Annotated in this window: 12 protein-coding genes; 8 read left to right on the top strand and 4 right to left on the bottom strand. The window is 29.2% G+C overall.

Annotated features, from left to right (window positions below; genetic code table 11):
* Positions 1-4 precede the first annotated feature (4 nt).
* Complete coding sequence (locus LOS86_RS06775) at positions 5-991, bottom strand: SH3 domain-containing protein (RefSeq protein ID WP_231843858.1); 987 nt, start codon at positions 989-991, stop codon at positions 5-7.
* Positions 992-1,209: 218 nt separating this feature from the next.
* On the opposite strand from LOS86_RS06775, the gene LOS86_RS06770 reads away from it, so the two are divergent.
* The 5 genes from LOS86_RS06770 (at position 1,210) to LOS86_RS06750 (ending at position 8,998) form a co-directional block, all read left to right on the top strand.
* Complete coding sequence (locus LOS86_RS06770; protein ID WP_231843857.1) at positions 1,210-5,097, top strand: hypothetical protein; 3,888 nt, start codon at positions 1,210-1,212, stop codon at positions 5,095-5,097.
* Between the two features lie 57 nt (positions 5,098-5,154).
* Positions 5,155-7,323 (top strand): hypothetical protein, encoded by a 2,169-nt coding sequence (locus tag LOS86_RS06765; RefSeq protein WP_231843856.1) that lies wholly within the window; start codon positions 5,155-5,157, stop codon positions 7,321-7,323.
* 6 nt (positions 7,324-7,329) lie between these two features.
* The gene (locus LOS86_RS06760) at positions 7,330-7,767 is read left to right on the top strand and encodes a hypothetical protein (RefSeq protein ID WP_231843855.1); all 438 of its coding nucleotides are present in this window, start codon (positions 7,330-7,332) and stop codon (positions 7,765-7,767) included.
* A gap of 163 nt (positions 7,768-7,930) precedes the next feature.
* Positions 7,931-8,185, top strand: coding sequence for a hypothetical protein (locus LOS86_RS06755; protein ID WP_231843854.1), 255 nt, complete (start codon positions 7,931-7,933; stop codon positions 8,183-8,185).
* A gap of 231 nt (positions 8,186-8,416) precedes the next feature.
* Positions 8,417-8,998 carry a hypothetical protein gene (locus tag LOS86_RS06750; protein WP_231843853.1) on the top strand — a complete coding sequence of 194 codons (582 nt, stop codon included), beginning with the start codon at positions 8,417-8,419 and terminating at the stop codon, positions 8,996-8,998.
* Between the two features lie 133 nt (positions 8,999-9,131).
* Here the strand turns inward: LOS86_RS06750 and LOS86_RS06745 are convergent, their stop codons facing one another.
* From LOS86_RS06745 to LOS86_RS06735, 3 genes are all read right to left on the bottom strand, one after another.
* The gene (locus LOS86_RS06745; RefSeq protein WP_231843852.1) at positions 9,132-9,794 is read right to left on the bottom strand and encodes a response regulator transcription factor; all 663 of its coding nucleotides are present in this window, start codon (positions 9,792-9,794) and stop codon (positions 9,132-9,134) included.
* The gene (locus LOS86_RS06740; protein ID WP_231843851.1) at positions 9,791-10,558 is read right to left on the bottom strand and encodes a sensor histidine kinase; all 768 of its coding nucleotides are present in this window, start codon (positions 10,556-10,558) and stop codon (positions 9,791-9,793) included. Before LOS86_RS06740 ends, LOS86_RS06745 begins: the two co-directional genes overlap by 4 nt.
* A 678-nt stretch (positions 10,559-11,236) precedes the next feature.
* Positions 11,237-11,545: a hypothetical protein gene (locus tag LOS86_RS06735; RefSeq protein WP_231843850.1), complete on the bottom strand. Its 309-nt coding sequence runs from the start codon at positions 11,543-11,545 to the stop codon at positions 11,237-11,239.
* Between the two features lie 579 nt (positions 11,546-12,124).
* On the opposite strand from LOS86_RS06735, the gene LOS86_RS06730 reads away from it, so the two are divergent.
* From LOS86_RS06730 to LOS86_RS06720, 3 genes are all read left to right on the top strand, one after another.
* Complete coding sequence (locus LOS86_RS06730) at positions 12,125-12,496, top strand: hypothetical protein (RefSeq protein WP_231843849.1); 372 nt, start codon at positions 12,125-12,127, stop codon at positions 12,494-12,496.
* An 11-nt stretch (positions 12,497-12,507) separates the two neighbouring features.
* Positions 12,508-13,776, top strand: coding sequence for a hypothetical protein (locus LOS86_RS06725; protein WP_231843848.1), 1,269 nt, complete (start codon positions 12,508-12,510; stop codon positions 13,774-13,776).
* Positions 13,777-13,988: 212 nt separating this feature from the next.
* Positions 13,989-14,774: a hypothetical protein gene (locus tag LOS86_RS06720; RefSeq protein WP_231843847.1), complete on the top strand. Its 786-nt coding sequence runs from the start codon at positions 13,989-13,991 to the stop codon at positions 14,772-14,774.
* Positions 14,775-14,918 lie beyond the last annotated feature (144 nt).

Here is a 14,918-nt window from a genome sequence, read left to right as displayed (position 1 = left end):
TTATCTAAAACTTTAAATATTTTCCACTAACCCATTTATCTTCTAAACCTATCTTAAACCAACCATTATTTTCCTCAAAAACAAAAACAATCTCACCTTTTTGAATACTATATTGCTTCATGAATTTTACATCTGGTCCAGTTCTAACATTCAAAGTAGAAGTACTTACCTCTGCTCTATTTACTTCTTTAGTGTATTTTCCATAAATCCAATGTGATTGAGAAGAAGAAATTTTATACCATCCATCTTGTATTTCATAAACTCTCAAAATGGCTCCCATAGACAAACTTGGACGTTCTTTAACAATTGAGCTAGTAGCATTTGGCATACTACGAACATTCAATTTTGAAGCAGTAACACAAACGAAACGCAAAACAAAACCTAAATCAGTTTTAGTCAGTGTTCCATTTAGTTTTGCAATTACCAGTGGCTTAAAATTTTGCTCAAAATCAACAACTTTATTACCTCCAAAAAAAGCAGTTCCAGGACATGACTTAGTATTTACGCCACCATTTGTTCTTAATCCATTATCCAATCGAAACCAATGATGATATACTATTGAATTAGAATCAACTGGTAAATTAAAACGCTTGCATAAAACTGCAGTAACAATTAAAATACTTTCCTTTTGGGCATCAGTCATTTTATCTCCATTACTATCAAAATTCCCGAAATTCTCAATACAGATGGAATGAGCATTTTGATTAGTGATACAAGCAGGTGATTTTTCTAAACTTCGTCCAGTTAAAATACTCCCATCAGGAAAAATAGTAAAATGTTGTCCAATGTCTTGCCAACCATTCTGAACTGTATGATATTGCTTCATAGCCAATTGACGCTCAAAATGATTAGAACCATTAAAATGAGAATAGTTAGGTATATAAGTATGATGTTGCTGAATTTTTAATATAGTTCTCCCAACTCGAATAGTTGATATCCAATTTTCAAACTCAATTGGAGTTAATTTCATAAAACCATACTTGTTTTCCATAAGTCAAAATTTAAAAAAATAAAAGTAATAGAGTAAATCCTGACTTTCAATACGTGAAAACACGTAATTATTATTCACGTAAAAAAGTTTTAAAAACTGATTGCACTAGGCCTTATAAAAGAGTAATAATACCTATCAAAAGAAGTATAAATACGAATTGAGTATAGACTTTCATACATATAAATTTGGAAAATTAATAACTTAAAAATTAACAATAAATGGACACCGAAATCAAAAGCACACTCTTTCGTTTTGTGAATATGAAAGCACCAGAATTAAATTCTGACCACGAAACAAAACCTAATTTTATAACTCAAAGTTTGGAGAACAAAGGAGTGTTTAACGAAGCCGTTGAAAACTTACCAGAAGGAACTACAAAAATGTCAGCACTACAAAATGAAGCGTTAGATTTTTCTGAAAGTGCATTAGATACTGATGGCTTAAAAAATTTAAACGCAGAATTATATAATTTTTCTGTTTGGTTGGCAAAAAATAAAAACCGTGCGAAAGAAACTGAAATCAGTATTCGTGTAGCAGATATTACTGATAAATCTCTAAATCTCATAATTATTTGGAATAATCTTTTTTATCAAATAATTACACAAAAAGATTTTTATGCAAAAGAAACTGTAATGCAGTTATTGGTTGCATACCACGTTTGTAACTCAGAAAAAGGCACATTCAAACAAAGAGCATTAGCTAAAGTAGTTTTACCTAAAGAGTTATTCATTGAGAATAATAAAAGTGGTGGATTAGAAATAAACGTATTGTCTAAAGGGATTAATTTATCATCAGAAGTAGACTTTTCTACTCCGATTTTAAACAATTTAGAAAAGCAAGCTACATCTCAAGAAAACATTAGGCTTTTAACAAAGCTAAAAATGGAACTTGAAGCATCAGAAAGAGTTTATAGAAAATCCTACGAAGCACAATTCAATAAAGATTATAAAACTTATAAAGCTGAAATAAAACCTATAGTAGACAAATACAATGAAGATGTTGAAGCAGCTAAGAAAGAATGGTGTAGTTTAAGCCCAACTTCAGGTACACTTCCTTATGATTCTTCAGATCCTTGTCAGCAACCTCCTTTAGTCCCTGAGCCTGTAATTCCTGAATTTGAATTTTCATACATTGACGAGCTAGATGATACTTTTATAAGTGAACAATTAAGTGCTGAAAGTTATGAGGTATATCAGAATTTAAATAAAAATCAAACAAATTCTAATAATATAGAATTTAATAATTTAAGTCGAACTGCTTATGTAAGTCCTATAACTTTTGAATCATTTGATTCAGTATACAGTGGTATTAATCAATTAATTGATGCTGAAAATGAAACAATTATAGATAATAGTATAGATAATGGAAACACCGCAGTTGTAATTGGCGGAACAACAATAAGCGTTCCAAATACTACAATTCCTCTTGAGCCTTTTCAATATGAAATAAAAACAAGACTTAGATCATTTTTTATTGATTCTTCTACAAGATACTTACAAATCATGGTAGGAATTCCTGATCCTTCTTGGAAAATTAATGCAGTTCAATACAAAATGACAAAGTTTGATGATACTTTCATTTTAAACTCATCAACTAGTGTCAATCATTTTACAGGTTATGATGCTTTACTTAATTTAAGCATGAATGGAATTACTTCAGATTTAAAAGAATTAGCTATCTCCTTTCAACTTGCTAATGGAAAAGTGGCAACTGTCTTAATTACTAATTTTTCATTAAACTCAGTTTATAAAAATTTCATAACTCTTCCAGAAGAAATTTTAGATCCGGAACTTACTGATGGAAATAACACACCTGGTGGTAATTCAACTGTTATTCCTGAAAACGTATTTGTTCCATCTGGTTTTGGAGTAAAACAAATTGGAATTGCTGACTACAATAAAGTAGAACAAAGTATTCACGGATATGTTGAAGGTGAAGTGGCTCATATTGAGAATGTAATGGCTCGTGAGTTCAAAGAAAAATCTACCCGTAGACTAAGAAGAAGTGAAATCACAGAAACGATATCCTCTGAAACAGAGAAAGAGCAACTTACTGATACTACTTCTGTAGACCGTTTTGAAATGCAAAGTGAAGTAGCCAAGGTAATTGCTAATAGTAAAGATCTTTCTGGAGGAGTCGGAGTTACATATAAACCAACTGAAAAATTAATAATCAATGCAAATGCCAATTTTGCAACACATAATTCAACAGAACAAAGTACACGTCAAGCAGTTACAAATGCTAAAGAAATCACAGAGCGCGCATTAGAAAGAATTGTAACTAAAGTAAAAGAAGAGCGTATTGAAAAAATCATTGAAGAGTTTGAAGAAAATAATTCTCACGGATTTGACAATAGAAAAGGAGATAAACATGTAGTTGGAGTATATCGTTGGGTAGACAAGGTAATGAAAAACCAAATCATTAATTATGGTAAAAGATTAATGTTTGAATTCATGATTCCTGAGCCAGCAAGATTACATAAACTTGCAATGGAAACTCTTGTTAATGAAAAAAAGGCTACTACTTTAACAAAACCAGAAGATCCGAGAACTGCAACATCTAATAAATTAGAAAATTATTCTCAGTTAAATGACATTAATCTAAAATTTTGGTCAGGAAAATATAATGTCGAAATACCTTTAAAGCTTCAAAACAATATTGTTGTTGGAGAAACGATAAATGCAGTTCATGATGGAACTTCTATAGGTAGACACGAAGGAAGTTCAGGTAAAGTTATGATTAAAATTCCTGAAGGCTATGAGTCTACGTCAGGAAAACTTATTTACAATGCATCAAGTGATAATGACAGTGCTGTTTATTCAGGTATGATGGTTTCATTAGGTTATTACAATGATGTTTTTACAGCTACAAGAAGCTTACAAAAAAACACGAATGTTTTTACTTTAGCGGGTTTTAAAAATGAAATTCCACTTTCATATACTATGGCAAATCATTTTCATGGAAATATAAATGCTACGGTATATTGTCAATTGTCTTCTGAAGCGCAAACGAAATGGCAACAAGAAACATTTAACGCAATCATTGAAGCATACGAAGATGCTTTACAAAAGTATAATGAAGCTCTGGCAACAGAACAAACGAATGGAGTTCAAATTTTAGGAACAAATCCTGGATTCTACAGAGAAATTGAAAATACAATTTTACGAAAAAATTGTATTTCATATTTAATCTCAAATAACCCTAACTCAAACCGAACTTTCGGGAATGATTTTTATATTAAAAACAATTCGGATTCAAAATTAAATTTCTCAAATGCAATTATAAAACAAAATGCAGATTTAGACGATTACGCTTCTTTTGTAAAGTTTATGGAACAAGCTTTTGAATGGGATATTATGAGTTATTCTTTTTATCCATTCTACTGGGGAAAAAGAAGTAATTGGGTAGAAATGTATCAATATGACCAAACTCATGACCATATATTTAAAGCATTTATGCAAAGTGGTATGGCAAGAACAATTGTAACGGTAAGACCAGGTTTTGAAGAAGCAGTTCGCTATTACATGCAAACAGGTCAAATTTGGAATGGTGGTGAAGTACCAGTTATTGGAGATGAATTATTCCTATCTATTGTAGATGAACTTCAAAAACCTGAAGGAGAAAAAGTAGGTAAAGCTTGGCCCACAAGAATTCCAACATCAATGACAATTTTACAAGCTCAAAGTATAGGATTAAATGTAACAAAAGCGCTTCCTTCAAATGATGATGATTTGGAGTCTTTTGAAAACCCTAATGAAGTTCCACAATCTTCTCAAATTGACTTTAATAATGCGCAAATTGGCGGCGGTAATTCAAGAACTGCAAGAATTGTTGGTAAAATTAATTGTGATACTATCATTATGTCAAAAATTCAATTGAATAGATTAGATGGTGCTATCCAAGACAGAACTTTTAATGATATGAATGGCGACTGGGAAATAAACAATTTACCTGCAGGGACTTATGAATTAATTATTGATAAGGATGATGAATACGCAAACAATAACTATATAGTTATGGTAGGTTCTAAACAACAAACAATAGAACTAGAAGATGATCAAACTCTTGAAATTGAAATAACATTTGCATTAAATGGATCATTCTAACTAATAAAACCTCCAGAGACATTTTATCTCTGGAGGTTTAATATTAAAAAAATCTCTATGAATAATATTTTAGATTTTTCAGATTATGAAAACAATTTAGATGTGATTAATAATCCACTTGAAAAAATTCAAATAAATAAAAATTCTTTTAATGAAACTGGAGTAAGTCCATTAACAGAAAATAAATGGCAGTATTTAAAAAGAAATTCCCTCGAAATTGAAAAATTATTTTTTAAAAACAATATTGTTACCCAAAAAAATTCTTTAACATTAGTTCAAGAACCAGGATGTAGTTGCAACATTAGCCCTAAAGAAATTACTGTTTACAATCCTAAAAATAATATTGAAGGTTATCAGGCAGGTCAAGATGAATATTTATATAAAATAAAAATTTATACTAGCACAAGAGGCGAAGTAATTAAACAAGCTTACTATGAATGTAAAGTAGCTGATGATGAAGCTCTTTTTTTTATTGAGGACAACACAGGTGATGTTAGTAAAGCGAAAATGTATGCTAAATTTGGTTCAAAAGTTTTAAAAAACAATTTAATAAACATCACTAGCGAAAGAAGCTCAGAGTCATTATTAAAAAAATACACTGGCTTAGATGACAATATTTTAAAAGAACTTATAAAAAATGGTATTTATGAAGAAGAATCTTCAATCATACGAATTTTTGTAACAGGCTTTTACAATTTCATGGCTTACATTGGATTACCAATGAAAGCATTGGGTTGGATTTGTGAAAAGTTAGGAGAAGGTATTATCGAATACTTGTCTTTGCCAGAAAGCGTTTGGAATACAAGTAGTCCAGATTATTTTTTAAAACGAGAAAACATATTAGAAACACTAACAGTTAATCCCAAACTAATATCACAAATAAGAGAATCATTGGTAAATGACCCTAATAAAATAGAAATTAATGATTTAATTCCTGATTTTTTAGTTAACAATATAAATCTTGGATTAACCTCCGTTGAAAATTTAATATACCAATACAATGAATATGTAATAACTACTATAAATAATTTATATGATGAGGTTGAAATAGGTGTCATTGTAGCCAATATACAAAATCAAATTTCTCAAAAAGTTGCATTATTATGTGGTGTTTGGAATGGCTTAATTGATTTCATAGGTGGTTTATTGGTTTTTATTGGACAAATTGCGCAATTACAAAATAACATTGGCTCTAATTTAGAGGATTATTTAGAGCGTTTTGATAGTTTCTGTAAAGTTGTAAGTGATTTAAAAATAGAGGATGTTACTGAAGCATTTAGTAAAGTGTATGATGAAGTCATAAATTATCTAAAAGATGATACTAAAAATGATTATAATCAGGATAAAATAGCTTATTTTACTGGTTTTGTAATAGCTTTTATTGCAACAATGTTTATTCCATTTACTGCTTTTGCCAAGCCTCTAAATGTGATAAACAAGCTTAAAAAAGCAGCTGTTCCTACAGAATTGTTAGAAAAAGTAAGTCAAGCTACAACAAAAACTTCTAACTTTGTTGTAAAAGCAGGCAAAGAAACCTCTGAAACCGCTCTTAAACTTATTGACGATATCATATCATTACTTAAAGAAGGAGCTAAAGCAATCGAAGAATTTCTTCAAAACATTTGGAAAAAAATTGCAGATTGGTTTATTGAAAATAAAAAACTTCTGATGAGTTCTTACGATAAAGCTCTATTAGACAGTTGGCAGGTTTTAGCAAAATATTTTAAAACAGAAAAAATTATTATAGCGGCTAATGGTGTAGAGATTCTTTGTGTAAATTTTAGAAAAGCATTAGTACCGGTAGATAAAATTTTGATGTATGCCCGAGGAAAAGTAAGAGGCGTAGAAGATTTAGCTAAATTGGAAAAAGAATTAGCAGAATTGAGAAATCTACGACAAACAGCAAGAAAAGTTTTTGATAAAAATCCAGCTAATGCTGAGAGATTGAAAGAATTAAATGATGTATTGATTAAGAATGCAAAAAAAGCCATTTCAAGAAAAGAACGTTTTGAAAAAATGAACTTTCCAGATACTGACGCCAATAATAAAAAGTTATTTGAATTGATTTTAGCAGATTTAAACAAAAGCGTTAATAAATTACAACCACACCCAAACAATTTTATTAGATCGGTTTTGAAAACTCAAAAAGGCAAGATTATTTTAGAAACATACTGGGTAAAATTGCCCAATGGTAAATATTACATGTCGACTATAATTGTTAAATAAAAAGTTATGATAAATAAAATTAAAGATTATACAAATGAGGAGTTAATAGATGTTTTTATTAATTTTTGGGATGAAAATGACGCAGTTCATGCATTAAGTGAATTAAGTACCCGAAAACACCCAAGAACAGAAGAATTTTGTAAAGTAGTATTTGAAAGAGGTGAATTTGATGAATTTGATAAAGGTGTTGGTATTTCTATTTACTATTCATATAATGAAAATCGTGCAATAGAATATGCTAAAAATAATTATAAAAATTGGCATATTATCACCCTAGGTAAATTAATTTCTGAATTATGGCAAGATTCGGAGCAAGAAAATTCAGAGAAGAAAAAAGAACTTATTAAACTTGTAAAAGCCCATCTCAAAACCTTGAAAAGATCCGAAATTAAAGAAATACAAGATGATTATGATGCGTTTATGAAAGCGTATAAATGGGTTTAAATTATAGCAGTCAGAAATGACTGCTTTTTATTTACACAAGAAATATCCTTAATCTTTTTCAAATCAAAAACGACGTTTGTTATAGAAAGTGTAAATATATGGAGCGAGACACCCTTTAGATATGAGTAAAAAATTGCAGAGATAATATTAAAAGAAAAATAAAATGGAAAATAAAAAACAATTGTTAGATCAACTAAAAAAAAGAAATGAAGAACTAAATCCTTTAGTTTTTAAATCTTTTAAGACCGAAAAAGAACTCAATAATTACACCAAAAAAAATCAAGAAAAAATTTATGAATATTATGATAATCAAGAAAAAATTGAGATTTTAGAGTGGGAATTAATGACCCCAGAAGAGAAAAAAACCAAACAAGAACTTCTAGAAAAAATGAAACTTAAAAGAGATGGAAAGTTATAAATAACCTTAATAAATAAAATAATTTTAGCGAGTTATAGAACCTTATGATAAAAACTTAGAAAATATTGATGTAAATATTGATAATAATTTAGTTACTATTGAGACCAGCTACCATCGAGTAGAGAATTCTTAAAAGAGGTATATATAAACTATTGTATTGTAAAACAACAATATGAAATTTTAAAACCTGTGAATAAAGAAATTGATACAAAGACTTTAAACAAAATATTTATGATAAAAGAGTTAAAAAATATTTACATAGATTTAGATAATAATTCTATTGTTTCAACTGAAGTTCATGATGTGCTGCAATTTGGTTACAATAGGTCTAAACATTTTGGACCAACTGACACATATTTATCAATAGAATGGAAGTACAACGATCGAAGTATTGCTATTTCGGATAAAAATATAATTCTTAGTTTACCAAACAAAAATTTCAGTTTAATAACGCTATTGATAATGGATAAATCTAAATATCTAGGTGAATACATTAAAATGTTTAATGATAAAGGTGAGCTTTTTAAAACTCTGGATTTTCCAAATTTAAAAATTTTAGAAAAATATCCTAAACTAAATTACAAGCCTTCAATCTCTTTTTCATGGTACAATAATGAAAAAATAGAAAAAATTAAAAATAATTCAAGTATTGAGATTGATATTAATTTAGATATTGAAGTGACTTTTTGGTTTCCTGATTACAGGGAAGAATGCTGCCTTCTTACAGAAAAAGGAAGATTTAGTAAAATCTATTTTACTGTTGATGAAGAAAGATATTTAGACAAAAATAAAAACAATCCAAAATGGTATTAAGAAAATAATTATTATATGAATTGAAATATAAAATTTATAAAACAAAAGACACTATCCTAAAAAATGTATGCATTAAAAATAACTGTACTTAAAATCCATTTATTTTTAACGCATACTTTTTATTTTGTAGTAACTAAATATCACTCAAACTTACAGCATTAGTTTTCAATGCATACAAAATAACACCAATAAAGTTTTTAGATGCTGTTTTTTCCATAATGCGTTTTCTGTGCTTTTCTACAGTTCGAGTACTAATGCATAACTTATCCCCTATTTCTTTACTACTCATTTCTATACAAGCCATTTTAATGATTTCTATCTCTCTAGCGGTTAAAGAAACATGTATAGTCAAGTCCAAGTTATAATGCACTTTTTTCTCCCATAAAATAGCCTCTCTAATTACGGCACCCAATTCAACATCAAAATAATAATCGCGTTCAACTACATTTCGTATGGCACTTTCCAATAGTTCAGGTGATGAATTTTTGGTAAAAAAACCATTAGCCCCACACTCCATTATTTGGTGTATTGCTTCTTTAGAAGTAAGCTGAGAAATAATCAAAATTTTAGCTTCCGGATTAATCAACTTCAAACGTTTACATACTTCATAACCATCCAATATGGGCATTTGAATATCAAGTAACACAACATCAATGACTTCTGTTTCAGCAAACTTTAAAAAAGCCAATCCATCATTAGTATCATGAATAATTTCAATTCCTTCAAATGAAGACAACAATAAGGACAAACTTTTTCTAAAAAGTTGATGATCATCAACTAAAGCTACTTTAATCATATTTCTTTAGGTAAATAAATAACAAAATGGTTACCACTTGCAACTTCACGTTGAACAAGTTTAGCACCTATACTACTCAAACGGGATTGTATGTTTTGCAAACCAGAACCTTTAGATTGAGCATAACTCGATTTAAAATCAAATGAAACCCCATCATCAACTAACTCCAAACTAATACCTTCAACAGTCTCATAAACAAACAACTTACATTCGTTTATGGTTCCGTACTTTAACATATTAGAAGTAAACTCTTGAACTACTCTAAACAATTCATATCCAATAGCAGTATTAACTACAAAATCTTCTAAGTGTTGTTGCAAAGTAAAAATTTTACCTGTTGATTTACTCAAGGTTTCAAAATAATCTTGAACAGCCATTATAAAGCCTCCATTCTCTAATAAAGGAGGCATAAGTTTATACGAAATCAATCGAGTATTTTCAATGGTTTGCTCTAACGCAATTTTGGTCTCTTCTAATAAAAATTGATTCTGACTATCATGAATCTTTCGCGATAACAACAAAAAATAATTACGTATCGCACTCAAATCTCCTTGCACGCTATCATGCAAATCTTTAGCGATACGCTGACGCTCTTGCTTTTCACTTTCTAATGCCGTTTTCAAAAGCAATTCCGTTTCTTTCTGCTTCATCTTAGCAAAATGTCGCTGATAAAACAACACCATTGCCAAAAGCCCAAAAGCTAAAAACAACATTACAAATGTCCCTATCCAAAAAACCGACTTTATTTCACTCGCGCCTTCCATATTCCAACAATTAATAATGTTCGTAGAACTAAGTTTAAAACAACATTTAGCATCCAATAATATTGAAACATTTTATTTTCTCTTTCATTAATTAAATTAGACAATAAAAAGAGAAAAAAATTACCAAAGTAATATAAAATTAATCCAGAAATAAAGTAAAATTGAGGTGAATACAATAAACTTTCATATTCTAAATCTTGAAAAATTTTTCTAAACCATAAAATTGAAAAAATAAAAATATAAATAGTTGTAAAACCATCAAGTAATGAACATGTTATTAATACATCTTTTATTTCAAAAAAAGATAATAAATTAATGAACAAAAAAACAAACAATAATAGACTTAACAAATTAACATTTAATATTGTTTTATATAATAGTGTATTAAAAAAATAGTATATAGTTAAGAACGAAATTACACAATAAACTAAAAACCAATAACTTACATCGAATTTCAATATTAATGTAAATATGAACTCATAAATTGATGATAAAAAAACTAATATAACAAAAGGTATAACATTTCTAATTTTATTATCATTTTTATTAATCAATAAGTATAAAGAAAAAGGAAATAATCCATATAATATGGTTATGGAGAAAATGTATATCATAGAATAAAATTTGAAATAAGCCTAAAGAAGTAGGCCTATTTCAAAAGTAATAATTTTATTTGATTTAAAGACTCTCAATAAAACCAAAAGGAGGACTAGTAAGAATTCTATCATAAATAATTCCATTTTCCAAGATCTCTTTTCCATCAGCATCTAACCCAAGTAATATCAAACTTATTCTTTCATTTTCAACATCATATCCATTATGAATTTTAAGACCAATACAATTTTCTTGATCTAAAATATTTTTCACATTATTAGCCCCAATAAAGGATGAAGTCACCTCTTGAGGAAACTTAGTTTTAAATGCTGTAATTAATACTTTTGCTTCTTCTTGTGTAATAATACTACCTGTGTTTACATCTAGTTTCATAAATAATTTGTTAATGTTATGAAACCAAAAGTATCGGCTGAAAATAGGTATTAAAATACGTGTTTTTACTACTTTTAATTAAGTATTTATACTTAATTATCAATTGAAAACCCATTGGTTAGATTACCTAAAAAAGAATCAGCCATACAAAATCAGTAAAAAATAAGTATTTACACGTACAAAAAATGCGGTAAAACGAACAAGACTGTTTTAATCTACATAGTAGCAAGGAAACAAGCATAGTAATCTAACTCACAAACACTTACGCAATAATACTAATTCTACAGTATTGTCAATTGAATTAAAACATAAACCATCACTAAACTTAATTTATTAAACAGTCGTAAACATAAAACTTTCTTTCTGTCATATCGAGCGATTGCCCATCACAACCTCTTGGAATCGGTATACTTAACACCCTCCCTTTTCCCTTTTCCCTTTTCCCTTTTCCCTTTTCCCTTTTCCCTTTTCCCTTTTCCCTTCCCCCCCTCTCCCTTCTCCCTTAAATTAAGTATTTCCACGTATTTCAAACACAAAGCCTATACCCTATTTTTACATACTAACAATAAACAAAACATTATGGCCACTAAAACCAACCTAAACACTCTTTATTTAGTAAACGATAGTACTAAAAAAGTAAGTCTCGAAATTACTGTGGGAGAAGAAGGGCAAACAGCATTACTAACTGTTCGATTAGGTAGAAAAATCATTCTGGAAAATCATTCTGGAAACTTATCTAATTTAGAAATAGGAAAAAGCAATGAACTCAATGGTAAAGTCCTAAAAATAACAGCCACAATTACAGATACTTCTAGAAAAACAAACGTGACATTTCTAAACATTAAAATGTCTGGAGGAGTTTTAGCTAGAAGCTATCCTTTGTACAAAACAGTTGAAAACGAGGGAGATTCAGCTAATTATTACGCTGTTATTGAATTTTATAAACCTTAAACTAATCAATCATGTACAAAATAATAATTCTACTTGCCATTTTACTTACAAAGACAATTGCTTTTGCTCAAAATAATAACCAAACACCGAATACTGCTCAAGAATATGATTTACTAAAAGCGCCTATTTCTCCTGCATCAAACTTATTAGGATTTGCTCAAAGCGAAATCGATAAACCAACAGACGTGTCTGAATTCATGGTATCTCTTCAATCGGCATCAAATAGCTATACACAACTTCCTTCAAACTATGCCATTGACATTGCACCCTATTGGTTATTAAAAAGTAAAAACTTAGGAGACATTACAACAAGCGGTCTCAGCTCTTCATCTGGTAAAAATGTAATTCCACAATCTTTAGTACTATCATTCGCTATAAAAAATGTGGACTCAACTTCACTTAACTTTAATAAAGACAACACTTATGCCGGTTTCGGATTCAAGTTTTCTATTTATAGAGGAGAATACGACACCGATACCAAAAAAAGTTTGGCAAAAATTAAAAACTTACAAGAAGTCAAACTAAAAGCAATGAATAAAAATCTAGACAACTCGCTAGAAAAATTGGCTGAGGAAATTGCTGACCTAGAAAAAGCGCGAAAAGATGTTTTTAACGGAATCGATTTTAATGACGAATCGGAAGACAACCTCAAACTAATAGAATTGCTGAATAAAAAAGCTGAAAAAATGAATCTAGAAATAGAACAAAAAATGGAAGCTTTATTAAGCACTAGTGAAATGAATAAAGAAATAACAACAATAGATGAGGAAATAAAAAAAGAAGCAAGTAAATTCCAACTTACCAGAACTGGATTCACTTGGGACATTGCCGGTGGAATTAGTGGCGAATTTTACAACAAAAGTTTCGACCAAGGCAAAATATACAATGCTGGAATTTGGACAACAATGGGTTACACTACTGAAAAATCCGGTGCCTTTTTAGGGATAGTAAGGTACTTATACAACCCAGAAAGAATATTTGCTTTAGATAATAGTATTAACGAATTTAATAGTGTTGCCACGTTCGATACTGGATTCCGATATATCCTAGGAGAATCACAAGCAAAACTAAATGCTAGTTTAGAAGCAATCTACAGAAGTTATTTCACAGAAAGTGAAGCTGACAATTCTTGGCGTCTAATGTTTAACATTGATTATGCTATTCTCAAAAATCAAAAATTAACTTTCTCTTTCGGTAAAAACTACGACGGCACAACCACTAAAGATGGTAATCTAGTTGCTGCACTGGGAATAGTTTTTGGTTTTGGAAATAAACGATAAAAGCAACTTTAAAAATAATTAGCTTTTAAACAGTGTAAAAACAAAACTTGGATCCAAAAAATTAAAAGAAGTCTTTTCTTTAATACGGAGTATAAACTACACTCCTAAAAAATTCTTCTTACTTAATGCCTATCAAACAATCATGCTTAAACCTATCTTAATTTTTATGATTATAAATGTGTAACCTTAAAAAACCAAATAAATAATCAAATATGAAAAAAGTAATCACACTATGTCTGTCAATTCTTTTTTTGACAAACTTAAATGCTCAGACTACTACTAGTTCAGAAATGGATGTGGCTCAAAGTTATTTTAGAAACTCAAGTGTTATAACCTACAACGAAGACTACGCAGCTAAAGACTATATAGGGTCTCTTATTTATTACAAACCAGGAGATCAAAAGAATATTCGAATTCTTAAAATAACTAAACCAAATGATAGCACAATAGTAAGGACTGTTATTGATGATATTCTTTACCAAAAGATGCATACTAGAGAAGAAGTTGCAAGCGCAAAGTTTTTGGGAATTTTCAACACAAAAGTTACAAATCAACACTTATTAGAAGTAATTCTGCTAAGAGATTATTCACTTGAAGCTCAATCTTTTCTAACAGATTTGGCTCTTTACGAACAAGTTTTAAAGTTTTCAAAACCGCTAAAAGATGCAGGTTACTTAGTTGAGTTTGTATGGAAGGTTAATGTTAACAAATTGACATCAAGGGTATTTAAAGAAGGTAATGTACAAGTTGGGTTTAATTATCAAGCCGAAGGAAGCGGTAAAATTTATAATAAAACAGAAGACTTCACTAAGAAAAATCTAATTACCATACAAACTATTGATGTGACAATATTTATGAATGAAGCAACAAAATCAATTGAAAGTGTAATGAAAGGAAATAAATCTAATTTAAAATCTGAAAAAGAACTCCTTACGTTAACAAGACCAAAAGACTACATATTAGCAGATAAGATTGTTTTTGAAGAAGTTAAAGATTAAAAAGCTATTGATAACGTGTAGTTATAGCACAACTAGTAAAAATAAAAATTAGATTAAAATTCAAAAACACATTTTGTATAGTGCTGATAATCAATAAATTTTCAAAAGTTGATTTCAAACAGAATAACTAAATTCATTGAAATT

Source organism: Flavobacterium cyclinae, assembly GCF_021172145.1.
GTDB classification, from domain to species: Bacteria; Bacteroidota; Bacteroidia; order Flavobacteriales; family Flavobacteriaceae; genus Flavobacterium; species Flavobacterium cyclinae.
The sequence above is the reverse complement of the archived record's forward strand: the minus strand, read 5'-3'. Positions and strand labels throughout refer to the sequence as shown.